Source organism: Streptomyces callyspongiae (assembly GCF_047200695.1).
GTDB lineage: Bacteria > Actinomycetota > Actinomycetes > Streptomycetales > Streptomycetaceae > Streptomyces.
Genome location: NZ_JBJZOM010000005.1, coordinates 25,778 through 52,241 on the forward strand (window position 1 = coordinate 25,778; position 26,464 = coordinate 52,241).

A 26,464-nucleotide genomic window follows, 5' to 3' on the forward strand; every position below is an offset into this window, starting at 1 on the left:
CGTACGTTCTTTCCGGGAGTGGAAGTGCCGCTGCGCCATAGCGTGTTCGGGTGAGGGGATAACGCCGCACGGGTGATTCGTCCTGTGACAGGAATGTGACTCCGTGCGCATCGGACGCGGACTTTCCGGCCGTGCCTCCAGCCCGTACCGTGACTGCCATGGCACCCGATTCGGCAGATCCGGACTCCCCGCAGGACGACCCCGAGCGCTACGTCGGGCTCGCCGCGCACGACGCCGAGAGGCAGGCCCGGGCACAGGGCTGGCAGACCGTGCGCGTGCTCCCTCCGGACGCGATCATCACCATGGAATTCCGCCCCGGCCGACTCAACCTCGCCGTCCGCGACGGTTCCGTCGTGAAGTGCTGGAAGGGCTGATCACCGGCGCCCCGTCGGGCCGACCGGTGCGGAGTGCGGCGTGCGGCCGGTGCCCGAACGGTCTCCGCGTGCGGAGCGGCCGTGCGTCGAGGGGTGACCGCGTGCGGAGGACCGGCCGGACTCACCGCGCGACGCCGGATGGCCGTCGGTCCCGTGGACGCGCGCCGCGACCGGTGTACCCGCTGCGGGTGCGGGGCCGACCGCGACCGGCCGCGGGGTGCCGGCGGGCACGAACCGTTCGCGGTACTCGTAGACCTTCGCCTCGACCCGTGCGATGAGCGGCTCGCACCACGGCAGACCGAGCAGGATGATCAGCCCGGCCACCCAGCCCAGCAGCACGTCACTCATCCAGTGGGTGCCCAGATAGACGGTCGTGGCGCCCACCCCGAGAGCGAACACCGCGGCCACCACGGACAGCACCCTGCGAGCCTGCGGAGTGGTGGCGAGATAGGCGAGGATGCCCCAGGTCACGACCGCGTTGGCCGTGTGCCCGGACGGAAATATGTCACCACCGGCGAACAGCTCCGCGGAGCCCGCCCGGGTGGCGTAGTGGGGGCCCAGTCTGCCCAGGCCGATCTTGACCGCCCCCACCGAGGCGTTCAGCACCAGCAGCGCCGTGGCCAGCACCAGCAGGGGGCGGAGCGTCCGCTGGCGCCAGGAGCGCCAGCCGAGCCAGGCGGCCACCAGGACCGCTGTCGGCCCCCGCTGCCCGAGCACCACGAAGTAGTCGAGGAAGGCGTGGTACTCGGGCCACTGCTTGTACGGTCGGAACAGCATCAGCTGCCAGTCCCACCGCACCAGTTCGGTCGTCAGCAGCACGGCACCCACGACCACCGCGTACACAGCCGCCGTCGCGGCGAACAGGACCTTGCGGGTCCTGCTCATCCGCGGCGGGGGAGTGTCGGGTCGCTCGGCCTCCTGCTCGAGCCGGGCGAGGAATCTGTGGGTGCGCACCCAATCGACGTTACAACGCACGGCAGAGTCCAACATGCGCGTCCAGGCCCCCGTGATGCCGATGTGATGTGGAGTGCGTCTCCTTCCGGAGCTTGTCCCTCGCATTTCACTGCCTTTTCCAGGAGCCGTGAGCATATTCCGGGTGAACTCGCGAAGAAGCTGCGTCGCACAGCGTCGGATGAAGCTTTGTCCGGAGTTCGGTGGGGAATTCTCCCGCCCTCCTGCCCCGGTGCCGGGGACCCACACGCGCCGATCGGTCGCCCGGGACGACGCCCCGGAGCAGCACCGCGCCGACGTGCGTCGTTCGTCCTGCTATGTGAGGGGTGACACAGGGCCTGGGCTCGCACTCGCGTACGCTGTCGAGTCGTTCCGAGAGCGAAGAGCCGGGCCGGCCCGGCGCCCCCGCGGTGGCCACGGCGGGGTGGGCGAGAGGAGGTGCGCACATGCCCGGGAGCACACCCGCAGCAGGCGTGTCCGCGTCGGTCCCCGCCCAGCGCTCCACGTCCGGGGACCCGGCCGGGCGACGGCCCGCCGGCAGGTGGACCGTGCTGGTCATGCTCTGCACCAGTCTCCTCCTGGTGTCCGTCGACGCGACCGTCCTCCACGTCGCCGTCCCGGCCGTCTCCCGGGACCTGAGGCCGTCCGCCACGCAGCTGCTCTGGATCGTCGACGCCTACCCTCTCGTGTGCGCCTCGCTGCTCATCCTGTTCGGCGCCCTCGGCGACCGTGTCGGGCGGCGGCGGGTGCTGCTGCTGGGCTACGCCGTCTTCGCCCTGGCCTCCGGCGCGGCCGCGTACGCCCGGTCCCCGGAGCTGCTCGTCGGCGCCCGTGCCCTCCTCGGCGTCGGCGGCGCGATGATCATGCCCGCGACGCTGTCCATCCTGCGGCAGGTGTTCACCGAACGGCGGGAGCGTGCCCTGGCCGTAGGCATCTGGAGCGCGGTCGCCGCGGTGGGCGCCGCGCTCGGCCCGCTGGTCGCGGGGGTGCTCCTGGAGTACTTCTGGTGGGGTTCGGTGTTCCTGATCAACATCCCGCTGATGGCGGTGAGTCTGCCGCTGGGCCGACGGCTGCTGCCGGAGTCCGTGGGGACGCGCAACGGCCCCTGGGACGTGCTGGGAGCGGTTCTCGCGGCGGCCGGTCTGTTCGGTGCGATTCTCGGAGTGAAGCAGGCGGGAAGCGGGGAGCTGCTCGCGCCGTCCACACCGCTCTCCTTCCTGGCCGGCGTCGTGCTGCTGTACCTCTTCGCCCGCAGGCAGCGCCGTCACCCGCACCCACTCCTGGACATCCGCGCACTCGCCCGGCCCGCGTTCGGCACCGCGGTGGGCTGCATCGTGCTGACCGTGCTGGCACTGGTGGGGCTGGCGCTGATCGCCGCGCAGTATCTGCAACTCGTCCTCGACCTCTCGCCGCTGGAGACCGGGCTGCGTCTGCTGCCCCTGTCGGCCGCCGCGATCGCCGCAGGCCTTCTCGGGGCCCGGATGCTGCGTGTGCTCGGACCGCGGTTCATGGTCGCGCTCGGCTTCTGTTTGACCGCGGCGGCCGTGGTCTGGCTGATCGCCGTGGGTCAGCACGATCGTCCGCTGATGCTCGCGGGCGCGTTCGTGCTGCTGGGCTTCGGCCTGGAGATGACGCTCTTCGGCTGCTACGAGTCCATGCTCAGCGAGGCGCCCGCCGACATCGCGGGAGAGGCGGCAGCGGTGGGGGAGACCGCCTACCAGTTGGGCGCCGGCATCGGCATAGCGGTGCTGGGCACCGTCATGAACGCGACCTACGCCGCCGGTGTGCGCGACCTTTCCGGAATACCCGCGCATGCCCGTACCGAGGCCGCGCATTCACTGGGCGAGGCCTACGACGTGGCCGAGCAGCTCGGCGGCACCGGCGGCGAACTGCTGCTGGACGGGGCCAGGCGGGCCTTCGTCCACGGCCTGCACGTCACGCTGCTGGTCAGCGCAGGCCTGCTGCTGCTCGGTGCTCTCGCGGCGCTGCGCCTTCCCCGCGCGGCGGAGAGCGCGCGTCGCCTGCCGGAGGGCGGGCCCGCGAACCGTCCGGCGGGCGGCCCGCCTGCGGCGAAGGAAACCGGACCCCTCTTGTCCAGCGGTGCGGGACGCTCATAGCGTCTGGTCCCGGACACTCACTTCCGGAGGAGACGCATGGCACCGCTGCCGCCTTTCGACCCCGCCGACCCGCTCGGCATCGACGATCTGCTCGATCCGGAGGACCTGGCGGTCCGGGACACCATGCGCTCCTGGGCCAGGGACCGCGTGATGCCGCACATCGCGGACTGGTACGAGCGCGGTGAGCTTCCCGGCATCCGGGACCTCGCCCGGGAGCTCGGGGGGCTCGGCGCGCTCGGCATGTCGCTCTCCGGGTACGGCTGTGCCGGAGCCTCCGCCGTCCAGTACGGCCTTGCCTGCCTGGAGCTCGAGGCAGCCGATTCCGGTGTCCGGTCGCTGGTGTCCGTCCAGGGGTCGCTCGCGATGTACGCCCTGCACCGCTTCGGCAGCGAGGAGCAGAAGCGGCAGTGGTTGCCGTCCATGGCTGCCGGGGAGGTCATCGGCTGCTTCGGACTGACCGAGCCGGACCACGGCTCCGACCCGGCCGGAATGCGCACCCGCGCCGAGCGGGACGGAACCGACTGGGTGCTCAACGGGCGCAAGATGTGGATCACCAACGGCTCGGTGGCCGGTGTCGCCGTCGTCTGGGCACAGACCGCCGAAGGCATTCGAGGATTCGTCGTCCCCACCGACGCCCCGGGCTTCAGCGCGCCGGAGATCCGCCACAAGTGGTCGCTGCGCGCCTCGGTGACCAGCGAACTCGTGATGGACGACGTGCGCCTGCCCGCGGACGCCGTCCTCCCGGACGCCGTCGGTCTGCGCGGGCCGCTCAGCTGCCTGAGCCATGCCCGCTACGGCATCGTCTGGGGAGCGATGGGCGCGGCGCGGGCCAGCTTCGAGAGCGCCCTGGAGTACTCCCGCACCCGCGAGCAGTTCGGCAGGCCGATCGCCGGCTTCCAGCTCACCCAGGGCAAGCTGGCCGACATGGCAGTCGAACTGCACAAGGGGATCCTGCTCGCCCACCACCTCGGCCGCCGGCTGGACGCGGGGAGGCTGCGTCCCGAGCAGGTCAGCTTCGGCAAGCTGAACAACGTGCGCGAGGCCATCGAGATCTGCCGCACCGCACGCACCGTGCTGGGGGCGAACGGCATCTCGCTGGAGTACCCGGTGATGCGTCACGCCACGAATCTGGAGTCGGTGCTGACCTACGAGGGGACCGTCGAGATGCACCAGCTCGTCCTCGGCAAGGCGCTGACCGGCGTCGACGCCTTCCGCTGAGCCGGCCGGCCGGGGGAGGGGCGCCGGTGCGCGTCCCTCCCTCAGCTCTGGTTGAAGAACCCGCCCTCCGACGTGCGCCGCTCCTCGCCGTTCACGATCTTGTAGTCGGGCGGTGTGAGAAGGAACACCCTGGTCGCCACCCGCTCGATCGAGCCGCGCAGCCCGAACGTCAGCCCGGCGGCGAAGTCCACCACACGCTTGGCGTCCGCCGACTCCATGGTGGTGAGGTTCACGATCACCGGAACGCCGTCGCGGAACAGCTCTCCGATGCCCCGGGCGTCCCGGAAGCCGTCCGGGGTGATCGTCGCGATCCGGGTGCCCTGGTCCTGTGCCGTTTCGGCCGTCACCCGCACCCGGGGGTCCGTGACCCAGGGCTCCCGGGCGGCGTCGCCCGGCTCGGCCCCTTCGGCGTAGTCGTCGTCGTAGTAACGCATCTCGCTGTCGTCGACGAGGCCCAGCCAGGCACTCGCCTTGCGCACCGATCCCATGGACGCCTCCTCTCCTCTGCGCGCGGCGTTCACTGTGGTGCTCCGGCCGGCCCGCCGCGGGGCCTGCCCTTCATATGGTCTTCCATCAGGCAGATGGTGTGCCAAGCAGATTGCCGTTCCAGGTGGGTTTCGTGACGGTTCTGGTGCAGAAGAACGCGCCCCCGATCAGGGATCTTGCCGTATACGGGTGATGACGGTGTGAAAGATTCTGCCCGTCCCTCCGGACGGGTGGCCGCAACGACATACGGGTGACGGAGAGGCGGCTTCAAGCCTTCCCCTCCTGCTCTGAAATGATGCGATGTCACCATGGAACGGGGGGAGGATCGGTGTTCGGTATCGTCAGGCCCTGCCGGCATCGGCTCGGGGCAGATCTGTCCCGCGTGTGGACGGCTCATCTGTGCGGTCTGTGCCTGGCCCTGCGGGCCGACCACGGGCAGTTCGCCCGGCTCGTCACCCACTACGACGGCCTGCTGGTCTCCGTGCTCACCGAGGAGCAGTCGCCCACGCCGGGGCGCGAGCGCCGCAGTGCGGGACCGTGTCCGCTGCGCGGCATGCGGACCGCCTCGGTGGCAACCGGAGAGGGGGCGCGACTGGCTGCGTCGGTGTCGCTCGTACTGGCCTCCGCGAAGGTTCGCGACCATGTCGCCGACGCCGACGGTCTCGCCGCGCACGCGCCGGTCGCGGCCGCCGCGCGACGGGTGGCATCGGCATGGGAACGGGCGGGCGGTCGCACCGGCGCCTCGCTCGGGTTCGACACCGCGCTGCTGGTGGACGCGGTGGACCGGCAGCCGCTGCGGGAGCGTGCGGCCGGACCCGGCTCGGACCTGCTCGGTGTGACCGAACCGGCGGAGACCGCCACGGCTGCCGCGTTCGCGCACACCGCGGTTCTGGCCGGACGGCCCCACAACGCCGCGGCCCTGGCCGAGGTCGGGGGCATGTTCGGCCGCCTCGCCCATCTCCTCGACGCGGTGGAGGATCTGACGGCCGATGAGGCGGCCGGAGCCTGGAACCCGGTCACGGCCACCCGCACTCCGCTTCCCCGGGTGCGCCGGCTCTGCACGGACGCGGTGCTCGGCGTCCGCCTCGCCCTGCGGGAAGTGGACTTCGCCGACAGGCGGCTTGCGCACGCCCTGCTGGTGCACGAGCTGCCCCGCGCGGTGGACCGGGCGTTCGGCACCTCCTGCCGCCACGGCGCGATGGACACCGCGGGCCGGGAGCCGGCCGCGGACGGAGGCGGGAGTGCCGGGGATCCTCACGGTGGCGCAGTGGGATCCCGCGGACTCCTCGCGGGGTGCGGCGGCTTCGTCGGAGCGTGCTGCACCTGCCGGATCTGCTGCGCGGAGGAGCGCCGGGCGCGGCGATGGCGCAGGAAGCGTCAGGGCAGGCGCCGCACGTGCGGCGACTGCTTCGACTGCGGCGACTGCGACTGCGACTGCGACTGCGACTGCGGCTGCGATTGCTGACACGGGGCGCCCGTGCCTGGCGCATGGCCCGGGGGTCCGCTCGCCGGCGGCGGGTGCGAGGTTCGACCAGTCATACCGGCGGGTATACCGTGGGGGATATCCGGACATAGGGGGCAGTCATGGTCGTCACGCTGATTGTCGCGGTGGTCCTGGCGATAGCGTTGTACGCGGCGGCCGCCGCGCGTGTGGTCAGGCAGTACGAGCGGGGCCTGGTGTTCCGCCTCGGCCGCCTGCAGCCCACCCTCCGGGAGCCGGGCTTCACCATGATCCTTCCTGCCGTCGACCGGCTGCAGAAGGTCAACATGCAGATCGTCACGCTCCCTGTCCCCGCCCAGGAGGGCATCACCCGGGACAACGTGACCGTCCGGGTGGACGCCGTCGTCTACTTCCGCGTCGTGGACCCCGCGGACGCGGTCGTCCGCGTCGAGGACTACCGTTTCGCGGTCTCGCAGATGGCGCAGACCTCGCTCCGCTCGATCATCGGCAAGAGCGAACTGGACGACCTGCTCTCCAACCGGGAGAAGCTCAACCAGGGCCTCGCGATCATGATCGACAGCCCGGCGGTCGAATGGGGCGTCAACGTGGACCGGGTGGAGATCAAGGACGTCTCCCTGCCGGAGACGATGAAGCGGTCGATGGCCCGCCAGGCCGAGGCGCAGCGCGACCGGCGGGCACGCGTCATCAACGCCGACGCGGAGCTGGAGGCCTCCCGGAAGCTGGCGCAGGCGGCCAAGGCCATGGCCGACACTCCCGCGGCGCTCCAGCTGAGGCTGCTGCAGACGGTGTCCGCCGTCGCCACCGAGAAGAACTCCACCCTCGTGCTGCCCTTCCCCGTGGAGCTCCTCCGGTTCCTGGACCGGTCCCAGCGCACCGGCGCGTACCCCGAGGACGACGGGAGCGGAGCGGCCGGGGCGGACGCCGACCCGGAGGCCCTCGCCGAGGCCGTGGCAGGCCTCGACAAGGGGCCGGAGGCACTCGAGTCCGAGCGTTCCGGCGAGGTCCCGGCCGTGGAGCCGGCCCCGGAGCCGGAGGTCGAGGAAGCGGTCGCAGAGTCGGGGAAGCGCGAGAAGCACCTGCGGCGCCACCGTCCCTGACGCGAGAGGCCGGTGCTGCCCCGATCCTCGGAGCGGGGCAGCACCGGCCTCGTCCGGGCCGTGCCGGGCCCGACGGGAGAATCAGCGGGACTCGGCCGCCACCAGCTCCGCGATCTGCACGGCGTTCAGCGCGGCGCCCTTGCGGAGGTTGTCGTTGGACAGGAACAGCGACAGGCCGTTCTCGGCGGTCTCGTCGCTGCGGATGCGGCCCACGTAGCTGGCGTCCTTGCCGGCCGCCTGCAGCGGCGTCGGGATGTCCGACAGCTCCACACCCGGTGCACCGGCCAGCAGCTCGCGGGCGCGCTCCGGCGTCAGAGTGCGCTCGAAACGGGCGTTGACCTGGAGGGAGTGTCCGGTGAACACCGGGACGCGCACGCAGGTGCCCGAGACCTTGAGGCCGGGGACGTCCAGGATCTTGCGGCTCTCGTTGCGGAGCTTCTGCTCCTCGTCCGTCTCGTCGAGGCCGTCGTCGACGATCGAGCCCGCCATCGGCAGCACGTTGAACGCGATGGGGCGCTCGAACTTGTCCGGAGCCGGGAAGTCGACCGCGTCGCCGTCGAAGGTGAGGCGGGTGGCGTCGGTCTCGACGGCCTTGCGGGCCTGCTCGTCCAGCTCGGCGACGCCGGCGAGGCCACTGCCGGAGACGGCCTGGTACGTGGACACCACGAGCGCGGTCAGGCCGGCCTCGTCGTGCAGCGGGCGGAGCACCGGCATGGCCGCCATGGTGGTGCAGTTCGGGTTGGCGATGATGCCCTTGGGGCGGTTCCGCGCCGCCTCGGGGTTGACCTCCGAGACGATCAGCGGCACCTCGGGGTCGAGTCGCCACGCCGAGGAGTTGTCGATCACGACGGGCCCCTGCGAGGCGACCTTCTCGGCGAGGGCCTTCGAGGTGGCGCCGCCGGCGGAGAACAGCACAACGTCCAGCCCCGCGTAGTCGGCGGTGGCCGCGTCCTCGACGGCGACCTCGCCGTCCTTCCAGGGCAGCGTCCGCCCCGCGGAACGCGCCGAGGCGAACAGCCGCAGCGTCTCGACCGGGAAGTTCCGCTCCGCCAGGATCTCGCGCATCACGCTGCCGACCTGGCCAGTGGCTCCGACGATCCCGATCCTCATGACTCTCCTTCTGCAGGCTGTGGCGCGCGCGTGCCGGGGTGCAGTCGTCCGTGCACGTCGCTTCGTCCTCGGTGACTGCTCCTACCCTGCCGCGTGCTGCTCACAGGGGCCAATCCTTTGACATCGGTCACACTTCGTGCGCCGCGGACGCCTCCCGCTGCTCCAGCGAACGGACGGACACCCGCGCCAGGTGCCGCCGGAACACCGCTGCCGCGTCCGGGGCCACGGTCGTGAGCGCGACCATCGCGCTGACGATCACGTCGCACAACTCGCCCGCGACGTCCTCCTCGGTGTGACTGCGCCCCTTGCGCGGGTTCGCCCCCAGGACACCCTGGAGCGCCTCGGCGGCCTCCCCGGCCTCTTCGGTGATCTTCAGCACCTGCAGCAGCAGCTGCACCTCCCGGGGTCTTCCGCTCGCCTCGTCCAGCCAGTCGGCCAGTCGCGCGGCCGTCGTCCAGGAGTCGTCGTCCACGGTCTCGCCCTCCCCTGCGGTCCCTCCCGGCGTGCCGGGCGTCGGCCCGATTCTCCCAGGTGCCGTCCCGCGCCGGCGGCGGGAGCCAGACCCTCGGAAGGTGCTCGAACGAATTTTCGAGCAGGGCGTTATGGTGGAGAGGAGACGGATGGGACGGGGGGGGGTGCGTGCGGCAGCGGGAGGTGCGTGCGGATGGCGGGGTTCGTGCATCTGCACGTGGCGAGCGGCTTCTCGGCGCGGTACGGCGCCTCGTCCCCCGAGGCACTGGTGCACCGTGCGGCCGAACGGGGCATGGAGGCCGTGGCGCTGACCGATCGGGACACCCTCGCCGGGGCCGTCCGGTTCGCCGGGGCGGCCGCCCGTGAAGGGGTGCGCCCCGTCTGTGGGGCGGAACTCGCCGTGGCGGAGCAGACGGACCGGGCGGAGACGGTGGCCGCGGCGCGCCGTCGCCGCACACCCGCCCGCGGCGGAGCCTTCGTGGACGAGTCCGCGCAGCGTGCCGTCCTTCTGGCGCGCGGCGGAGCCCCCGGATGGGCCCGGCTCTGCGGGGCCGTGACCGCCGCCCACACCGCAGGGAGTGACCGTCCCCGGCTGACGTGGAACGCCCTGGAAGAGGCCTGTGCCGCCGGAGGAGGACCGGTCGTGCTGCTGGGTGCCGACTCCGACGTCGGGCGGGCGCTGGCCGCCGGCCGGCCGGACCGTGCCGCACGGCTCCTCGACAGGTGGCGTGCGGTGGCGGGCGACGGGCTCCGGATCGCCGTCACGGCCTCCGGGCCGCTCCACGCCGCCGCCCGTGCACTCGGCCTTGCCGTGCAGCAGGGCGTACGGCCGGTGCTCACCAACGCCGTGCGGTACGCCGACCCCGGCCAGGGGCCGGTCGCGGACGTGCTGGACGCCGCACGCCGCCTAGTGCCGATCGACGAGCGGAAGGGTCTGGACGGCGGGGAGCGGTGGCTCAAGGGGCCGCAGGAGATGGCGCGTGCCGCGGCGGACGTGGCACGGGCCGCCGGAGAGTCCCACGAGGTCGCCCGCCGACTGCTCCGGGTGACCGAGGAGACCGCTGCGGAGTGCCTGCTCGACCCCGAGGGCGATCTGGGCATCGGCCGGGTGCACTTCCCCGAGCCCCAGCTGGTGGGTGCCCGGCACCGCTCGGCCGAGCGGGTGCTGCGCTCGCGGTGCGCCGCGGGCATGGTCCACCGGCGCTACGACCGCGACCCCGCGCGCTGGCGCCGGCTGGAGGAGGAGCTGCGGATCATCGAGGGGCTGGGCTTCTCCTCGTACTTCCTCACCGTGGCCCGGGTCGTCGGTGACGTGAAGGGCCTGGGCATACGCGTCGCCGCCCGAGGATCGGGCGCCGGGTCCTTCGTGGCCCACCTGCTGGGCATCGCCCAGGCCGACCCGGTCGAGCACGGTCTGCTGATGGAACGTTTCCTCTCGCCGCGCAGGACGGCCCTCCCGGACATCGACATCGACGTCGAGTCCGCCCGCCGCATCGAGGTCTACCGCGCGATCCTCGACCGGTTCGGAGAGGAGCGGGTCGCCACCGTCGCCATGCCGGAGACCTACCGCGTCCGCCACGCCGTGCGGGACGTCGGCGCCGCGCTGGGCATGGACCCGGCCGAAGTGGACCGGCTGGCCAAGTCCTTCCCCCACATCAGGGCGAAGGACGCGCGTGCCGCCGTCGCCGAGCTTCCCGAACTGCGGGAGGTGGCCGCGCACGGATACGACGACCGCTTCTGGTCCCTGGTCGAGGCACTGGACGGCCTGCCCCGCGGGGTGGCCATGCACCCCTGCGGCGTCCTGCTCTCCGACCGCTCGCTGCGCGCCCGCACCCCGGTGGTGCCCACCAGCGGCGAGAGCCTGCCGATGTCGCAGTTCGACAAGGACGACGTGGAGGAACTGGGCCTGCTCAAACTGGACGTCCTCGGCGTGCGGATGCAGTCGGCGATGGCGTACGCGGTGAAGGAGACCGAACGGGTGTCGGGGGAGCGGATCGCGCTGGACGACGTGCCCCGGGACGACCCGGCGACCTACGAACTGGTCCGCTCCGCCGAGACCCTCGGCTGCTTCCAGATCGAGTCGCCCGGCCAGCGCGACCTGATCGGACGGATGCAGCCGGAGACCTTCCACGATCTGGTGGTCGACATCTCGCTGTTCCGTCCCGGACCGGTGGCCGCCGACATGGTGCGCCCCTTCATCGAGGCACGGCACGGACGGCGCCCGGTCCGCTACCCGCATGACGACCTGGCCCCGGCGCTCCGCGAGACCTACGGCGTGGTGGTCTTCCACGAGCAGCTCATCCGCGTCCTCTCCCGGCTGACGGGCTGCGACCGCGCCATGGCCGACGAGGCGCGGCGCGCCCTGTCCGACCCCGAACGGCGGGAGCGGGTGCGCACCTGGTTCGAGGAGGAGGCCGGACGGGCCGGATACGGAGCGGAGACGATCGCCCGGACCTGGGGGATCATCGAGGCGTTCGGCTCCTACGGCTTCTGCAAGGCGCACGCCGTCGCCTTCGCGGTCCCGACCTACCAGTCCGCCTGGCTGAAGACGCACCACCCGGCGGCGTTCTACGCCGGGCTGCTCGAACACGACCCCGGGATGTACCCCAAGCGGCTGCTGCTGGCGGACGCGCGACGGCGGGGCGTGCCCGTGCTGCCGCTGGACGTCAACCGCTCGGGAACGCACTACCGCGTCGAACCGGTGCCCGGCGCCGCCCGGTGGGGGCTGCGGCTCGCCCTCTCCGAGGTGCAGGGCATCGCCGCGGCGGACGCGGAGCGGATCGCCCGGGAGCAGCCCTACGACTCCCTGGCCGACCTGTGGCGACGTGCCCGTCCGTCCCGCCCGGTGGCCGAGAACCTCGCCCGTGTCGGCGCCCTGGACGCGCTGGGACCCAACCGCCGGGACATGCTGCTGCAACTCGCCGAGCTCCACCGCCACCAGCGCGGCCCGGGCGCACGGGAGGGGCAACTGGCCCTCGGCGAAGCAGCGGAACCGGAAGCGGCGGGGCTGCCGGACCTGGACCGCAGCGAGCGGATGGACGCAGAACTCGGCGTGCTCGGCATGGACACCTCCCGGCACCTGATGACCGACCACGCCGTCTTCCTGCGCGAACTGGGCGTCCGCCCCGCCCGTTCGTTGCGGGAGACGCGCCACGGCGAGACGGTGCTGGTCGCCGGAGCGAAGGCCGCCACCCAGACCCCGCCGGTGCGCAGTGGGAAACGGGTCATCTTCACGACCCTCGACGACGGCACCGGCCTCGTGGACTGCGCCTTCTTCGACGACAGCCACGCCGCCTGCGCACACACCGTCTTCCACTCCTGGCTGCTGCTGGTGCGCGGCGTGGTGCAGCGTCGCGGACCGCGCAGCCTCAGCGTGGTGGGTGCCGCGGCGTGGAACCTGGCCGAGCTGGCCGAACTGCGCGACGAGGGCGGGCTGGAAGCGGTTGCCGCCCGGCTCGCCGCCGGCAGGGGCGCACCGGCCGGCGGCACCGACGTACCCGCAGCCGGCGACGAGCCGGGGCGCGGCGGCGGCACCGACGGGGACCGCCGCATCGAGATGCCGACCGGATACCGGATGCACCCCTGGGCCGACCTCCGTCCCGCCGGCGACGCGGCGGGGACGCCGCCCCGGAAACTGTGGCACTCCAGCCCCGGGAGCGCGGGATGACCCGGGACGACCGACCGGCACAGCAGCACCGGGCCGATGCCCACCGGCCCGCGGGCCGCGCGGCCGACCGGGCCGGCGAGCTGCACGAGGAGGAGCGCGCAGAGCAACCTCATGTGCTCTACGTGCACTTCAGCGAGGTCCGGGGGAGGTATGCCGAGCTGCTGGACCTGCTCGGCGACATCACCCCCGTGGTCCAGGCAGTGCCGCCCGACGCCGCACTCGCCGACGTCCGCGGCGCACTCCGCTACTTCCGGCAGAACGCCGCCGCACTGGCCACACTGCTGCGGACCCGGGCGCTCGCCCGGTACGGCAGCGACTGCACCGTAGGTGTCGCGGTCAACCCGCTGCTGGCGCGGATGGCCGCCCAGGACGGCCCGGAGGGCGGGGTGCGGTGCATCCCGGGCGGCCCCCGCGACACCGCCGCGTTCCTGGAGCACAGGCCGGTCGGCGCCCTCCACGGCGTCGGTCCCGCGACCGCACGCACGCTCTGCGCGTACGGACTGGACACCGTGGACCGCGTCGCTGCCGCCCGCCCCGCGACGCTGCAGCGCATCCTCGGTGCGGCTGCCGCACGACGGCTTCAGGAACAGGCCCGGGGGATCGACCCCGCTCCGGTCGTGGCCGACACACCGTCCCGGTCGATGAGCCGTGACCACTCCTTCGGACGGGACGAGCTGGACGCGGACGTGCGCCGGCGTGCCCTGCTGGGGCTCGCCGACCGGATCGGCTTCCGGATGCGCGCCGAAGGGCAGGTCGCCGCCGTGGTCACCCTCACCGTGCGATGCGCGGACCGCTCCACCCTCACCCGGTCCCGGCGACTTCCGGAACCGACGGCCCACACTCCGGCACTGGCCGCCGCGGCCCACGCCCTGCACGACGCCCTCGGGCTGCAGCGCGCCCGGGTCCGGTCCGTCGCGCTCCGCGCGGAGGAGCTCACCGCCGCCGAGCTCGCCGCCCACCAGCTCTCCCTCGACCCCCAGGAGGAGAAGGCCCGGCAGGCCGAGGCGGCCGCCGACCGCGCGCGCCGGCGCTTCGGCCCGGGAGCCGTCCATCCGGCAGGCGGCCTCGACGCGGCGTGAGCAGGCCGTCCGGCGCGGTCCCGGTGCGCCGCTGCAGGCCCGCCTGCTGCTCTCAGCCGTACAGTCGTTCCGCGTACCCGGGTCCGTAGTACTCCTCCAGGAACTCCAGCGTGTCGTCGGGGCGGTCCAGCGCCTTGGCGATTCTCGCCCTGCTCGGCAGGGCCTGCGGCGCCCAGGTGTCCGGATCCCAGGTGCCGGAGCGCAGAAAGGCCTTGGCGCAGTGGTGGAACACCTCTTCGACCTCCACCACCAGCGCCAGCGCCGGCCGGTGCCCGCGGACCGTCATCCCGTCCAGGAAGGGTGCCTGCCGCACGATCCTGGCCCGGCCGTTCACCCGCAGCGTGTCGCCGCGGCCCGGCAGCAGGAACGCCAAGCCGACCCGAGGGTTGCGCAGGATGTTCGTGAAGCCGTCCACCCGCTTGTTCCCGGGCCGGTCGGGGATGGCCAGCGTGGTGTCGTCCAGCACCTTCACGAAACCCGGCGGGTCGCCCTTGGGAGAGACGTCGCAGGAGCCGTCCCCGTCCGAGGTGGCGATGAAGCAGAGCGGAGAGTGGGCCAGCCATGCGCGGTCCAGCGCGTGCAGGGCGGTGCGGGTCTTGTGCGCCGCATGCCGGTTCGGCCCGCCGACGACCTCCCTGAGTTCCCCTTCGCACGTGATCTCCACCCAGCCGGCGCGTGCCGCAGTCTCGGACATGCCGTGACTCTACTGATCCGCTCCGGGCCGACATGCCCGAATCGGGAGAATCGGGGTTAGCGTCGGAAGTATGAACACCGCAGCGAAGCCGCGGGCAGGACACGTCCTGCTCGTTCCGGTGCTCGCGGTGCTCGCCGCAGCCCTGCTGCTGGTGGCGGGAGGGGCCACCTCGGCGAAGGCCGCGAGCGGGCTCGACAGCGCCGCCGCCGCACTGAGGGACGGGCCGGTGTACGTCGACCCGCGGGCCTCGGACGCCCTTCCCGACCCACGCGCCGACGCGCTGGGGAAGACGATCCGCGACGCCGACAAGCCGGTCTTCGTCGCCGTCCTTCCGAAAGCCGGTGAGTTCGACCGGAGCACCCTCCTGCAGGACCTGCGTGCCCGCGTCGGAGTCACGGGTGTGTACGTCGTCGCACTCGGCGACCGGCTCGGCGCCGGCGCGGACCCCCAGGTGATGTCGAACCGGGCCGTGGACAACCTGCGCGGCACGGTCGAGCGGGCGCATCCCGGAGATGTCGCCGCCATGACCACCGACTTCGTCGACCAGGCGGTCGGGCAGGCCGACGGCACGGCCCCCGCGTCCTGGAACGGCGGCGCGGCGGGCGACACCTCCGCCGGGTCCTTCCTCGCCGGGGTGGCCGTACTCGTCGGCCTCTTCGCCGTCGTCCTCGGCGGTGTCTCGTTGCTGGGCAGTGCGGGGCGGAAGCGTCGTGACCGCGAGGAACGCGAACAGCTCGAGACCCTCCGCCCGGTCGTCGACGAGGACATCACCGCCTTCGGCGAGGCACTCGACCGCCTCGACTTCTCCCCGTCGGAGTCCGGCGCCGACGACGCCATGCGCACCGACTACGCCCGCGCCCTCGACGCGTACGAGGACGCGAAGGATGCCATGGCGGGCGCAACCGGCCCGGGAGACGTCCGCCGCGTCACCGGGGTGCTGGAGGACGGGCGGTTCGCGCTGGCGACCCTCGACGCACGGCGGACGGGCGAACCCCTCCCGGAACGCCGGCCGCCCTGCTTCTTCGACCCGCGCCACGGCCCCTCGGCGCAGGACGTGCAGTGGGCCCCGCCCTCCGGGGCCGAGCGCAGCGTGCCGGTGTGCGCCGCGGACGCCGCCCGTCTCGCCGAGGGCGAGGAGCCGGAGAGCCGTGAGGTGGACACCGCACAGGGGCGCCGCCCGTACTGGGAGGCGGGACCGGCGTACGGGCCGTGGGTGTACGGCTACTTCGGCGGGGGCGTGCTCCCGGGCCTGCTCATGGGCACCATGCTGGGGTCCGCGATGACCGGGCCGCACGCCTGGGGCTACGGCGGCCTCGACGGCGGCGACGTGTCGGGCGCCGACTTCGACCCCGGAGACTTCGGCGGCGGGTTCGGTGGCGGAGACTTCGGCGGGGGCTTCGGCGGCGGTGATTTCGGCGGCGGGTTCGGAGGGTTCTGACGCCCGGCGGGCGCCGTCACCCGTCAACCCAGCCGCTTCGCGCAGCGCCACTCCGCCCCGGCCGGCCGGTAGCCGAGCCGTTCGTTGACGGCCAGCATCGGCCGGTTCTCCGCATCGTTGCCCGTGAAGGCGCGGGTGTAGCCCGCCGCTCGGGCGCGGCGCAGCGACGCCGTCTTGGCCAGTCGCGCCAGGCCCCGGCCACGGTGCGCCCGGCGGGTCCCCGTCATGCCCGACCAGTAGCGGTCGCGTCCGTCCACCTGCGCCACGCTGTACGCGGCCACCGCACCGTCGACCAGCACCACCGACGACAGGTCCGCGTCGAAGTCCGGCCGCGCCCAGTTGAGCGGCAACCAGTCCTCGAACGGTACGGGCCCGGTCGCGACGTCCCCCGGCTCGTCGGCCACGCACTCCACATCCGCCTCGTGGAGCGGCCGCAGGTCGTCGCCGAAGTCCGCGACCCGGCGCAGAGCGATCCCGTCGGGAAGCGGATCCGGCAGACGGGGGAGGTCGGCCGCAGCGAGGTCCAGGCCGAGGAAGCGGCCCAGCCTGCCGCGCACGTAGCCGTGCCGCTCGGCGAAGCCGCGGGAGCGGTCGTCGTCGGCGACCCAGGAGTGCACCACGGCAACACCGTTGTGCGACAGATGCCGCTCCGCGGCCGCCACGAGGCCGCTCCCGGCACCGTGCCCGAGGAAGCCCGGCAGCACGGCCGTGTGCAGGAAGCCGTGGCCGCCCTCGGCGCTCTCGATGTCCACACCGGTGTCCGCACAGCCGACCACTCGGCCGTCCTGCTCGGCGACCAGCCGGCGCAGCCGCATCGCCGCGGGGGCGTGCGACATCTGCCACGCCACGGTCTCGCCGGTGCACACCAGGTGCGGCACGACCGCACGCCGGACCGCAGCCACATCCTCGGCGTCGTCCGGACGGAACTCCCGTACTGCGAGCGTCATGTCGGGAGTGTAGCCCCGGCGGGGCGGCCGGACGGGCGGAAGAGGCAGTGCCGGGGGCGAACGCGCCCGGAACCCCCTCCGGGGCCTGCCCCGTGCGACGACCGGGGGACAATCGTGAGGGCACAATCGCCCCTCGACCAGTCGGAGCACCCGTGACCCTGCACATCGCCGTCGACGCCGCCGCGCCCGAAGCCCCCTACGAGCAGCTCCGCGCACAGATCGCCGAACAGGCGCGGTCCGGGGAACTGCCCGTCGGCCACCGGCTGCCGACCGTGCGCGGACTCGCGCAGGAACTGGGGCTGGCCGCCAACACCGTCGCCAAGGCATACCGGGCGCTGGAGACGGACGGTGTGATCGAGACCCGTGGCCGCAAGGGCACCTTCGTCGCCGCGGCAGGAGAAGCGGCCGAGCGTGAACTGGCGCAGGCCGCCCAGGCGTTCGCGAGCCGGGCGCTCCGGCTGGGCGCCGACCCCACCGCGGCCCGCGCAGCCGTGGACGACGCGCTGCGGGCCGTCTACCCCTCCGTCTGAGCGGCGCGGGCCAGCCGGGCCCGTGCCGCCATCAGGGCGAAGCCGAGCAGGTTCAGCCCGGGCCACCGGGCCGGTTCGGCCGCATCACCGTGCGAGGCGGAGAGACCGATGCCCCAGACCCGATCCCGGGGACTCGCCTCCACCAGCACCCGCTCCCCGGTCGTCAGCAGGTACGCCCGCAGATCGGCGTGTTGCCCGAACTTGTGGACGCTGCCCTCCACCACGATTGCGAACCGGTGCCGCCGCCACACCTCCTCGTCGAAGCCGCGGACGGTGCGGCCCGCCGACTTGGCCTCCCGGGGATGGCAGGCGGCGACCGCCCGCCGTTCGGCGTCACGGTCGCCGAAGAGGCGTGCCTTCCGGGACATCATCCAGTGCTCGGCGCTCGCGTACTCCACACCGTCCACCGTGAACGGCGAGGGCCACCACTGGCTGAGGCAGCCCGCGCCGACTCTCCCGTCCCGGAGGGGCCGGTGCCCCCAGAAGTGCAGGTACTTCACCCGCTCCCCGCGGGCGACGCGGTCGAGGAGACGGCCGAGCGGATCGGCGTCCTCTCCCGTCGTGCTGCTGCGGCCGGGGCCGCGCTCCTCCGTCGTGCTCACAGGTACATTCCTCCGCTTCCGCCGTCCGGGCGGGCGACCGTCGCGGGAGCGGTGCCGCGGCGGAGGGCGAACAGCTCGGCGAGCGTGGCGCCGTCGTACCCCACTCCTTCGTCGCTGCCCAGCCATGCCACGGCCTCCCGGCGGTCCAGCGGCCCCACCTCGATACGGGCGAGGCAGCGTCCCGGCCGTACCACCGCCGGATGCAGCTGCTCCAGGTCCTCGTTGGTGGTGACGCCCACCAGGACGTTCCGTCCCTGGCCCAGCAAGCCGTCCGTCAGGTTGAGCAGTCGGGACAGCGCCTGCCCGGCCGCGTGTTTGGCCTCTCCCCGGATCAGCTCGTCGCAGTCCTCCAGCAGCAGCAACCGCCACGTGCCTCCGCCGGTTTCGGAGTCGTCGGTGCCGATGGCGATGTCCATCAGGTAGCCGATGTCGTTGAACAGCCGCTCCGGGTCCAGCACGCAGTCCACCTGGCACCAGTCGCGCCAGGAACGGGCCAGGGTGCGCAGCGCTGTCGTCTTCCCCGTGCCGGGCGGGCCGTGGAGCAGGAGGAGCCTCCCGGAGACGTCGTCGGGCGTCACCTTCATCAGCCCGTCCAGCGCTTCGGCGACGGGGGCCGTGTAGTTCCCCCGCAGCTCCTCCCATGTTCCGGCGGTGATCCGCCGTGCTGTGCGGTACGGCCCGCGCCGCGGCGAGTGGTACCAGAACCCCACCGACACCGAGTCCGGTTGCGGTTCCGGCTCCTCCTCGGCACCGTCCAGGGCCTCCCGCAGCCGTTCCTGGGCCAGCTCCGCCGTGACGGCCGTGACCGTGACGTCCGCGCCCCGGGTCCAGCGGGACACCAGTACCGTCCAGCCGTCGCCCTCGGCGAGGGTGCTGCTGCGCCCGTCGTCCCGGGCCTCGCGCACCACGGTGGCACCACGGGGCAGCAGGCTGCTGCCCTTCCGTACCCGGTCGAGGGAACGGGCACGGGAGAACGGCTGCTCCCCGGTGGTGAACCGGCCCAGGAACAGCGCGTCGATGACGTCGGCGGGGGGAGTCGTTGTCGTCCACGTTCAGCCGGAGCGGCAGGACCCGCGCGGCGGGCAGGGGCGCGCCCTCTGCGTCCGCGGGGCGGTGGTCGGCACACATGGCGCCCATGATCCGGGATCGGGCAGGCGTGCGCACCGCTTTTTCCGGACGGTGACGCGCCGGTGGCTCACAGGTCCGAAACCGGTGGCCGTCCCGGTGCGCGGGGCGCACAGTATTGGTCAACCTCCTTACGGGGAAGGTGAATCAGGTGGCCGCAATACCTCAGCGTCCGGGCCGGGAGGTAGGGTTGAACTGCCCGGGCCGGGTGCCCTCGTACGGGTGGGGAGTGTCATGGATCAGATAAGTGTGCGCAGCAGAGCGCGCGTGCCTGCGGTCACGTGCGGCTCCGGCGCGACGAGCGCGCGCCTCGACAGGCACCTCGCCGTCCTTGCGGGCCCGGCCGCGCCGCACCGGGCGAGCGAGGAGGCCACGACGCTGATGCGCGAGATCACCACGCACGACGCCGCGAGCGGCCGTCGCAACCGCGGTGCGCGCGTCTCCCTCTTCGCGCCGCTCCGTCGGCTGAAGCGCTCCTTGTTCGGAGGGCGCCACTGACGTTCCGGGCGCGCAGGCGCCCGGTGCCCGTCGCCGCGGATGCGAGGATCGACCCATGGCACGGGACACGTCGGAACACCCCACTCGGCAGTACCTCCTCGACAACCGCCGGACCGAGGCGGGGAGGCGGTTCACCGCGCTCTCGGAGCTGTTCGATCCCTCGACGTTCCGCCATGTCGAAGCGGTCGGCATCGCGCCGGGATGGCGCTGCTGGGAGGTCGGCGCCGGCGGTCCGGCCGTGCCCGCCCGACTCGCCGAGCACGTCGGGCCGAGCGGATACGTGCTGGCCACGGACATCGACACCTCCTGGATGCGCGACGCCACCGGGTTCGAGGTGCTGCGTCACGATGTCGCCTCCGAGGAGCCCCCGGTCGGCGGGCCGTTCGATCTGGTCCACGCCCGTCTCGTCCTGGTCCATCTCCCGGACCGGGCCCGGGCCCTGCGCACGATGATCGAGGCGCTGCGCCCGGGAGGATGGTTGCTCCTGGAGGACGCGGACCCCGAGCTGCAGCCGTTGATCTGCCCCGAGGAGTACGGCCCGGAGCAGGAGCGGGCCAACCGGCTCCGGCGCGGATTCCGCGAGCTGCTGCGGCGCCGGGGTGCCGACCTCGCCCACGGTCGCAGACTGCCTCGGTTGCTGCGCGAGGCGGGCCTGTCGGACGTGGAGGCCGACGCCTACTTCCCGATCACCTCTCCCGCGTGCGCCGTACTGGAGGAGGCCACGGTGCTGCAGGTGCGCGAGGAGCTCGTGGCTGCGGGCCTGGCCACGGACGAGGACGTCGAGCGCCACCTGGAGGACGTGGTCGCGGGCCGTCTCGACCTGGCCACCTCGCCGATGGTCTCCGCCTGGGGCCGCCGCCCCTCCTGAGCCGGGGCCCGGCGCCGGGCCCCGGTCAGTCGGGCGCGGCCTCCACCGTGACCGAGAACGAGAACCGGTCGCCCCGGTAGTGGATGCGCACCACGTCCACCACGGTTCCGTCCGTGTCCCGGGTGACTCCCGTGTAATGCAGGATCGGACTGAGGAGTGGCACCTGGAGCAGCCTTGCGGTCTCCGGGTCCGCGAGCCGGGCTTCGACCGTGTCCGTGATGCGGCTGATCCGTACGCCGGCGGCGTCGCGGAGCACCTTCGTCATCGGCCAGCCGTGCTCCAGTCGTTCGGGGTCGAGACGCTCGGCGACGTCCGGGCGGATCCAGTTCTCCGCCCAGTTGACGGGCTCGCCGCTGCCGCGTTCGCTCCGCAGCCGCCGGTACACCGTCACCTCCGGCAACCCCGGGAAGTGAGCGGTGTGTTCGGGCGGCACCGGCTCCGGCCCGTGGTGCAGCAGGGTCGTCTCCTCTCCCGACTGCTGCGCGACGATCGCGTCCACCGATCCGAGGACCCGCACGGTGCGCTCCCGGCGGACGTCGGGTTCGATGAACGTGCCGCGCCTCCGGTGCCTGGTGATGAGGCCCTCGGATTCCAGTTCCTTGAGTGCCTGGCGCATCGTCAGCACGCTGACGCCGTAGTGCTCCGCCAGCCGGTCCTCGGTGGGAAGGCGGAGAGGGGAGTCCGGTCGGCGGCCGAGTATCGAGGCGCGCAGCGACTGCGAGACCTGGTACCACAGCGGGAGTTTCCGGTTGAGTTCCAGTGAGTCGGGGGCGAACAGCGCCATGGATGCCTCTCCCTTCGGCCCTCTCCGCAGGGGTGACCCGTTCCCGGTGCGGCTTCAGGGGCGGAAGTGGCGCTCCAGCCCCTGCCACACGTCGTCGTACCCCTGTTGGAGGTGTTCCGCGCCCATCGCCTGCGCGGTGGTGGTCACCGGCCAGCGCGTCTCGAACATGAACGCCAGGCCGTCGTCGACCTTCCGGGGTACCAGTTCCGCCGCAGAGGCCCGGTCGAAGGTCTCCCGGTCGGGGCCGTGTGCGGACATCATGTTGTGCAGCGAGCCGCCGCCCGGTACGAACCCCTCCGCCTTGGCGTCGTAGGCGCCCTCGACGAGGCCCATGTACTCGCTCATCACGTTCCGGTGGAAGTAGGGGGGACGGAAGGTGTCCTCTCCGACCAGCCAGCGGGGTGCGAAGACGACGAAGTCGACGCCTGCCAGCCCCGGGGTGTCGGAGGGCGAGGTGAGCACCGTGAAGATCGAGGGATCCGGGTGGTCGTAGCTGATCGTCCCGATGACGTTGAAGCGGCGCAGGTCGTAGACGTACGGGACGTGGTTGCCGTGCCACGCGACGACGTCGAGGGGGGAGTGGTCCAGTTCGGCGGCCCAGAGGTTGCCGCAGAACTTGTTCACCACCTCGACGGGGCGGTCCTCGGACTCGTACGCGGCCACCGGAGCCAGGAAGTCGCGGGCGTTGGCCAGGCCGTTGGCACCGATCGGGCCCAGGTCGGGCAGGGTGAACGGGTGCCCGTAGTTCTCGCACACGTAGCCCCGGGCGTCCGCTTCCGCCAGTTCGACGCGGAACCGCACACCGCGCGGGACGAGCGCGACGTGGCCCGGGTCGGCCCGCAGCAGGCCGAACTCGGTGTGCAGCAGCAGGCCGCCGCGTTCGGGGACGATCAGGAGTTCGCCGTCCGCATCGCCGAAGACACGATCGGTCATCGAGGTGTTGCAGGCGTACAGGTGGATCGCCATGCCCGAGCGTTGAGCGACGTCGCCGTTCCCGCCGATCGTCCACAGGCCGGCCACGAAGTCGGTGCCCGCCGGCGGCTCGGGCAGTGGCGACCACCGCAACCGGTTCGGGTCGGGCACGGTCCCGGTGAAGGGGGCGCTGTGCAGGGTGCCGTTGCCGGTGCGTACAAAGCGGGGGTGCCGCGCCGAGGGGCGGATGCGGTAGAGCCAGGAGCGGCGGTTGTGCGCCCGCGGCTCGGTGAACGCCGTGCCGCTGAGCTGTTCCGCGTAAAGCCCCAGGGGTGCGCGCTGCGGGGAGTTGCGGCCGACGGGCAGTGCCCCGGGCTCTGCCTCGCTGCTGTGCTCGTTGCCGAAGCCGGACAGGTACGCCGGCCCTTCCGTGCTGCTCCGCGCCTGCGCGCCGTCGCTCATCCGCCCGCTCCCACCGTCGTCGATTCCTGTGTATGACCATAGGAATCCGCGGTGTGCGGCGTCAATGCGGCAGGCCGCGGGCACCGTGCCCTAAGCGGGTGCTCAGGCTGCGTTGTATGGTGTTCGCCCGGTTGCCGGACCGGGGGAAGCGGGTGAGCGAGCATGGTCCAGACGGCGGAGGAGTCCTTTGCCGACGTCACGCCGGACGCCGCGCGGCGGCTGCTCCTGGCGGCGGTCGAGGCGTTCGCGGAGCGCGGTTTCCACGCGACCACCACCCGCGACATCGCCGGGCGCGCGGGCATGAGCCCGGCAGCCCTCTACATCCACTACCGGACCAAGGAAGAGCTCCTCCACCACATCAGCCGGGTGGGTCACGAGCGCTCGGTCGCCATCCTGGACGAAGCCGCCTCCGTCGACGGCGGAACCGCGGCCCGCCTCGACTTCGCGGTGCGGAGCTTCGTGCGCTGGCACGCCGAGCACCACACCACCGCCAGCGTGGTGCAGTACGAACTCTCCGCGCTCGCGCCGGAGCACTACACCGAGATCGTGGCGCTCCGGCACCGCACCGAGGAGGTGCTGCGCGGTCTGCTGGAGGAAGGGGCCGCCGCCGGAGAGTTCACGGTCCCGGACGTCCGGGGCACGGCCGTGGCCGTGTTCTCGCTGTGCATCGACGTGGCCCGCTGGTTCCGGCCCGGTGGTCCTCGTACCCCCGAGGAGATCGGAGAGCTCTACGCGGGCCTGGTGCTGCGCATGGTCGGTGCGGGAGCGACGCGCACCGGCCGCTGAGCGGACCGGACGAACCGGCCTACCGGAAGAAGCGGCTCACCGATTCGGCCACGCAGACCGGCTTCTGCTCACCCTCGCGTTCCACCATCACCGCGGTGGTGAGCTGCACACCGCCCTCGACGTCCTCGACCCCGGTCACGACCGCTCGGGCCCGCAGCCGTGAACCCACCGGTACGGGTGCGGGGAACCGCACCTTGTTGACGCCGTAGTTGATGCCCATCCGCACGCCGTCCACACGGAGGATCTGCGGCACGAGAACCGGCAGCAGCGACAGCGTGAGGTAGCCGTGGGCGATGGTGTGCCCGAACGGTCCCTCCGCCGCGCGGTCGGGATCGACGTGGATCCACTGGTGGTCGCCCGTCGCCTCGGCGAACAGGTCGATCCGCTTCTGGTCGACCTCCAGCCAATCGCTCGTCCCCAGCTCCTCGCCGACGGCGGAGCGCAGTTCCTCGACCGAGGTGAACACCCGGGGTTCCGCCATCGCTCCGTACCCTCCCGCTGCGCCGTCACGGCACCGGCCCTGCCGGCCGCATGCTCCTGAGCGCCCGCTCAGGATGCGGCGGGAAAGATCCGCTGTCAACGACTCCTACCGGGCGGTACCCGCCATTCGGCGCCCGTCGGGCGGGGCCGCTCCGCTTGCCGGCTCCGGGGCCGCGGAGTCTTCGGGAGAGGTTCCTCCTTGAGTCGGGGGGACCGTGACCGTCGGTGCCGCCGCCCGCTCCATCGCCCGGATCAGCCGGTTCAGCACGTCGGCGAGGTGCGTGTCCGGCGGTGCCGTGGGGTCCTTGCACGGGAGCAGCGACCGCCCGCCCCACGTCAGGGTGTGCCACCCGTCGAGAGCGGTGGGTTGTCTGATGCCCTCCTGCTTCTCGCGACGGCGCCGCTCGGCGACCTCCTCCTCGTACGCCAGCCAGACGTCGCGCGCCCGCTCCAACTCGTCCAGCGCCTCGACCAGCAGCGCGGGATCGGGGTCGCGGTCGTCGGGATGGAACCCGGCCCGTCTGCACAGGTGATGCCACGTGGCGCGGTGTCCGTAGGGCGCGAAGCGCTCCAGACATCTGCGCAACGCCTGCCGCCGCTGCGACGGCGCTCTGTCCGGGTCACGGACCTGCTCGGCGAGTGCTCTGAAACCGGCCATTCATCCCACCTCCGGTGGAGTGGACCCGACGCCTGCCCCGATGTGACGCATCGAAGGCCGGATCGGCTCCCGTCTCCGGGGGTTGTCTCGATCCTTCCACGGGACCGGGTGCCCCGTAATCGGCTCAACGCTGCACGCCCCCGTCCCGTTCCCGTGCGGACATTGGCCCTTCCGGTCGCCATACCGACCGGTTAGTCTGCTGCGCGTCACACAGGCCCGGCCGGGACGGGGGACACGTGGACGACGGAACGAGCAGGGCAGCAGCCGGCGGTTCCACCGCCTGCGCGAGGGGGCTGCGCGTCGTGGTCACCGGCGGTGCGCGCGGTATCGGAGCCGCCCTCGCGAGGCGGTTCTCGGCCGAGGGCGCGCATGTCGCCGTGAACGACCTGGACGGCGCCGCAGCCGTGGAGCTCGCCCGCGAGATCGGTGGCGAGGCGGTTCCCGGTGACGCGTCCGACGCGGTGGAGCCGGCCAGGCGGGCCCTGGGAGGGATCGACGTCTTCTGCGCCAACGCCGGCATCGCCCCGGAGGGCGGGCCCGACGCGCCGGACGAGCTGTGGGACGCCGCCTGGAACGTCAACGTCATGACACACGTGCGGGCAGCCCGGCAGCTGCTGCCGGAGTGGCTCGAACGCGGCAGCGGCCGGTTCGTCGCCACCGTCTCCGCAGCAGGTCTGCTGAGCATGGTCGGATCGGCCCCCTACAGCGCCACCAAGCACGCCGCCCTCGCCTTCGCGGAGTGGCTGTCGGTCACCTACCGGCACCGCGGCATCGCCGTGCACGCACTGTGTCCGGAAGGAGTGCGCACCGACATGCTGCGCGGTACCGGGCCGGTCGGCGACATGGTGCTCGCGCCCACGGCGATCGAACCCGAGGACGTCGCGTCCGCCCTGTTCGACGCCCTCGCCCAGGACCGGTTCCTGGTGCTGCCCCATCCGCGGACCGCCGAGTACTACGCCGCGCGCGCCGCCGCCCCGGACCGGTGGCTGACCGACATGAACCACCTCCAGCAGAAGGTGGAACGCGCCCTGGCCGACCCTCCGGACGCCGAAGGGCGAGGCACGTGACCAAACCCCCGCACGAACCCGTGCCCCGGCGCCTGCTGGCCGCCGCCACCCGCCTGTTCGCCGACCGCGGCTACGACCGGACCTCGGTGCAGGAGATCGTCGGCGCGGCCGGAGTGACCAAGGGGGCCCTCTACCACTACTTCGGCTCCAAGGACGACCTGCTCCACGAGATCTACGGCCGGCTGCTCCGCCTCCAGCAGGAACGCCTCACGGCCGTCGCCACGGCACCGGGCCCCGTCGAGGAGCGTCTGCGCGCCGCCGCCGCGGACGTCGTGGTGACCACCATCGACAACCTCGACGACGCCATGATCTTCTTCCGCTCGATGCACCACCTCTCCGAGGAGAAGCAGAAACAGGTGCGGGCGGAGCGGCGGCGCTACCACGAGCAGTTCCGGGCCCTCGTCGAAGAGGGCCGGCACAGCGGGGTGTTCAGCACCCGGACACCGGCCGACCTGGTGGTGGACTACCACTTCGGTTCCGTCCACCACCTGGGCAGCTGGTACCGGCCGGAGGGGCCACTGAGCCCGCAGCAGGTCGCCGACCATCTCGCCGACCTGCTGCTGCGTGCGCTGCGCCCCTGA

25 protein-coding genes and 1 pseudogene are annotated in these 26,464 nt (G+C 72.7%); 14 read left to right on the forward strand and 12 right to left on the reverse strand.

What is annotated here, in order from left to right:
* Positions 1-158: 158 nt before the first annotated feature.
* Positions 159-374, forward strand: coding sequence for an I78 family peptidase inhibitor (locus ACL06G_RS05715; RefSeq protein ID WP_412784131.1), 216 nt, complete (start codon positions 159-161; stop codon positions 372-374).
* Here the strand turns inward: ACL06G_RS05715 and ACL06G_RS05720 are convergent, their stop codons facing one another.
* On the reverse strand, positions 375-1,328 hold the full coding sequence (locus tag ACL06G_RS05720; protein WP_412784132.1) for a phosphatase PAP2 family protein: 954 nt from the start codon (positions 1,326-1,328) through the stop codon (positions 375-377).
* Between the two features lie 443 nt (positions 1,329-1,771).
* Between ACL06G_RS05720 and ACL06G_RS05725 the strand changes: the two genes are divergently transcribed.
* A complete protein-coding gene (locus ACL06G_RS05725; protein ID WP_412784133.1) occupies positions 1,772-3,442 on the forward strand; it encodes an MFS transporter in 1,671 nt (556 codons plus the stop codon).
* Positions 3,443-3,478: 36 nt separating this feature from the next.
* On the forward strand, positions 3,479-4,660 hold the full coding sequence (locus ACL06G_RS05730) for an acyl-CoA dehydrogenase family protein (protein WP_412784134.1): 1,182 nt from the start codon (positions 3,479-3,481) through the stop codon (positions 4,658-4,660).
* A 41-nt stretch (positions 4,661-4,701) separates the two neighbouring features.
* On the opposite strand, the gene ACL06G_RS05735 is transcribed toward ACL06G_RS05730, so the two are convergent.
* Positions 4,702-5,148 carry a cell division protein SepF gene (locus ACL06G_RS05735; RefSeq protein ID WP_412784135.1) on the reverse strand — a complete coding sequence of 149 codons (447 nt, stop codon included), beginning with the start codon at positions 5,146-5,148 and terminating at the stop codon, positions 4,702-4,704.
* A 326-nt stretch (positions 5,149-5,474) separates the two neighbouring features.
* Between ACL06G_RS05735 and ACL06G_RS05740 the strand changes: the two genes are divergently transcribed.
* Both ACL06G_RS05740 and ACL06G_RS05745 read left to right on the forward strand, forming a co-directional pair.
* Positions 5,475-6,611, forward strand: coding sequence for a DUF5685 family protein (locus ACL06G_RS05740; RefSeq protein ID WP_412835514.1), 1,137 nt, complete (start codon positions 5,475-5,477; stop codon positions 6,609-6,611).
* Between the two features lie 119 nt (positions 6,612-6,730).
* Positions 6,731-7,705 (forward strand): slipin family protein, encoded by a 975-nt coding sequence (locus tag ACL06G_RS05745; RefSeq protein ID WP_412784137.1) that lies wholly within the window; start codon positions 6,731-6,733, stop codon positions 7,703-7,705.
* A gap of 81 nt (positions 7,706-7,786) precedes the next feature.
* Here the strand turns inward: ACL06G_RS05745 and ACL06G_RS05750 are convergent, their stop codons facing one another.
* Both ACL06G_RS05750 and ACL06G_RS05755 read right to left on the reverse strand, forming a co-directional pair.
* Positions 7,787-8,815, reverse strand: a complete 1,029-nt coding sequence (locus ACL06G_RS05750; protein WP_412784138.1) for an aspartate-semialdehyde dehydrogenase — start codon at positions 8,813-8,815, stop codon at positions 7,787-7,789.
* A gap of 127 nt (positions 8,816-8,942) precedes the next feature.
* Entirely contained in the window at positions 8,943-9,287 is a 345-nt protein-coding gene (locus ACL06G_RS05755) for a MazG-like family protein (protein ID WP_412784139.1), read from the reverse strand.
* Between the two features lie 192 nt (positions 9,288-9,479).
* On the opposite strand from ACL06G_RS05755, the gene ACL06G_RS05760 reads away from it, so the two are divergent.
* Positions 9,480-12,953, forward strand: coding sequence for a DNA polymerase III subunit alpha (locus ACL06G_RS05760; RefSeq protein WP_412835515.1), 3,474 nt, complete (start codon positions 9,480-9,482; stop codon positions 12,951-12,953).
* Entirely contained in the window at positions 12,950-14,032 is a 1,083-nt protein-coding gene (locus tag ACL06G_RS05765) for a DNA polymerase Y family protein (RefSeq protein WP_412835516.1), read from the forward strand. The genes ACL06G_RS05760 and ACL06G_RS05765 overlap by 4 nt, the downstream gene beginning before the upstream one ends.
* A 52-nt stretch (positions 14,033-14,084) precedes the next feature.
* Here the strand turns inward: ACL06G_RS05765 and ACL06G_RS05770 are convergent, their stop codons facing one another.
* Positions 14,085-14,726 carry a pyridoxamine 5'-phosphate oxidase family protein gene (locus ACL06G_RS05770; protein WP_412835517.1) on the reverse strand — a complete coding sequence of 214 codons (642 nt, stop codon included), beginning with the start codon at positions 14,724-14,726 and terminating at the stop codon, positions 14,085-14,087.
* A 70-nt stretch (positions 14,727-14,796) separates the two neighbouring features.
* Between ACL06G_RS05770 and ACL06G_RS05775 the strand changes: the two genes are divergently transcribed.
* A complete protein-coding gene (locus ACL06G_RS05775; protein WP_412835518.1) occupies positions 14,797-16,164 on the forward strand; it encodes a hypothetical protein in 1,368 nt (455 codons plus the stop codon).
* Between the two features lie 23 nt (positions 16,165-16,187).
* Here ACL06G_RS05775 and ACL06G_RS05780 read toward each other — a convergent pair whose 3' ends face one another.
* On the reverse strand, positions 16,188-17,111 hold the full coding sequence (locus tag ACL06G_RS05780; protein ID WP_412784144.1) for a GNAT family N-acetyltransferase: 924 nt from the start codon (positions 17,109-17,111) through the stop codon (positions 16,188-16,190).
* 152 nt (positions 17,112-17,263) lie between these two features.
* Here ACL06G_RS05780 and ACL06G_RS05785 point away from each other — a divergent pair, with 152 nt between their 5' ends.
* Positions 17,264-17,641: a GntR family transcriptional regulator gene (locus ACL06G_RS05785; protein ID WP_412784145.1), complete on the forward strand. Its 378-nt coding sequence runs from the start codon at positions 17,264-17,266 to the stop codon at positions 17,639-17,641.
* Here ACL06G_RS05785 and ybiA read toward each other — a convergent pair.
* Both ybiA and ACL06G_RS05795 read right to left on the reverse strand, forming a co-directional pair.
* The gene (gene ybiA / locus ACL06G_RS05790) at positions 17,626-18,243 is read right to left on the reverse strand and encodes a riboflavin biosynthesis intermediates N-glycosidase (protein WP_412784146.1); all 618 of its coding nucleotides are present in this window, start codon (positions 18,241-18,243) and stop codon (positions 17,626-17,628) included. The two genes, ACL06G_RS05785 and ybiA, sit on opposite strands and share 16 nt — an antisense overlap.
* A pseudogene (locus ACL06G_RS05795) lies at positions 18,240-19,371 on the reverse strand (DUF5925 domain-containing protein). Before ACL06G_RS05795 ends, ybiA begins: the two are co-directional and overlap by 4 nt.
* A 231-nt stretch (positions 19,372-19,602) precedes the next feature.
* Here ACL06G_RS05795 and ACL06G_RS05800 point away from each other — a divergent pair.
* Positions 19,603-19,866 carry a hypothetical protein gene (locus ACL06G_RS05800; protein WP_412784148.1) on the forward strand — a complete coding sequence of 88 codons (264 nt, stop codon included), beginning with the start codon at positions 19,603-19,605 and terminating at the stop codon, positions 19,864-19,866.
* Positions 19,867-19,921: 55 nt separating this feature from the next.
* Positions 19,922-20,734, forward strand: a complete 813-nt coding sequence (locus ACL06G_RS05805; protein WP_412835519.1) for a methyltransferase domain-containing protein — start codon at positions 19,922-19,924, stop codon at positions 20,732-20,734.
* A 25-nt stretch (positions 20,735-20,759) separates the two neighbouring features.
* Here the strand turns inward: ACL06G_RS05805 and ACL06G_RS05810 are convergent, their stop codons facing one another.
* Positions 20,760-21,518, reverse strand: coding sequence for a GntR family transcriptional regulator (locus ACL06G_RS05810; RefSeq protein WP_412835520.1), 759 nt, complete (start codon positions 21,516-21,518; stop codon positions 20,760-20,762).
* 54 nt (positions 21,519-21,572) lie between these two features.
* Complete coding sequence (gene hmgA / locus ACL06G_RS05815) at positions 21,573-22,892, reverse strand: homogentisate 1,2-dioxygenase (protein ID WP_412784151.1); 1,320 nt, start codon at positions 22,890-22,892, stop codon at positions 21,573-21,575.
* 162 nt (positions 22,893-23,054) lie between these two features.
* On the opposite strand from hmgA, the gene ACL06G_RS05820 reads away from it, so the two are divergent.
* Positions 23,055-23,678 (forward strand): TetR/AcrR family transcriptional regulator, encoded by a 624-nt coding sequence (locus ACL06G_RS05820; protein WP_412784152.1) that lies wholly within the window; start codon positions 23,055-23,057, stop codon positions 23,676-23,678.
* Between the two features lie 19 nt (positions 23,679-23,697).
* On the opposite strand, the gene ACL06G_RS05825 is transcribed toward ACL06G_RS05820, so the two are convergent.
* Complete coding sequence (locus tag ACL06G_RS05825; protein ID WP_412835521.1) at positions 23,698-24,159, reverse strand: MaoC family dehydratase; 462 nt, start codon at positions 24,157-24,159, stop codon at positions 23,698-23,700.
* Positions 24,160-24,264: 105 nt separating this feature from the next.
* On the reverse strand, positions 24,265-24,816 hold the full coding sequence (locus ACL06G_RS05830; protein ID WP_412835522.1) for a hypothetical protein: 552 nt from the start codon (positions 24,814-24,816) through the stop codon (positions 24,265-24,267).
* Positions 24,817-25,052: 236 nt separating this feature from the next.
* On the opposite strand from ACL06G_RS05830, the gene ACL06G_RS05835 reads away from it, so the two are divergent.
* Together ACL06G_RS05835 and ACL06G_RS05840 are read left to right on the forward strand one after the other, a co-directional pair.
* The gene (locus ACL06G_RS05835) at positions 25,053-25,883 is read left to right on the forward strand and encodes an SDR family oxidoreductase (RefSeq protein ID WP_412784155.1); all 831 of its coding nucleotides are present in this window, start codon (positions 25,053-25,055) and stop codon (positions 25,881-25,883) included.
* Positions 25,880-26,464: a TetR/AcrR family transcriptional regulator gene (locus ACL06G_RS05840; RefSeq protein WP_412784156.1), complete on the forward strand. Its 585-nt coding sequence runs from the start codon at positions 25,880-25,882 to the stop codon at positions 26,462-26,464. Before ACL06G_RS05835 ends, ACL06G_RS05840 begins: the two co-directional genes overlap by 4 nt.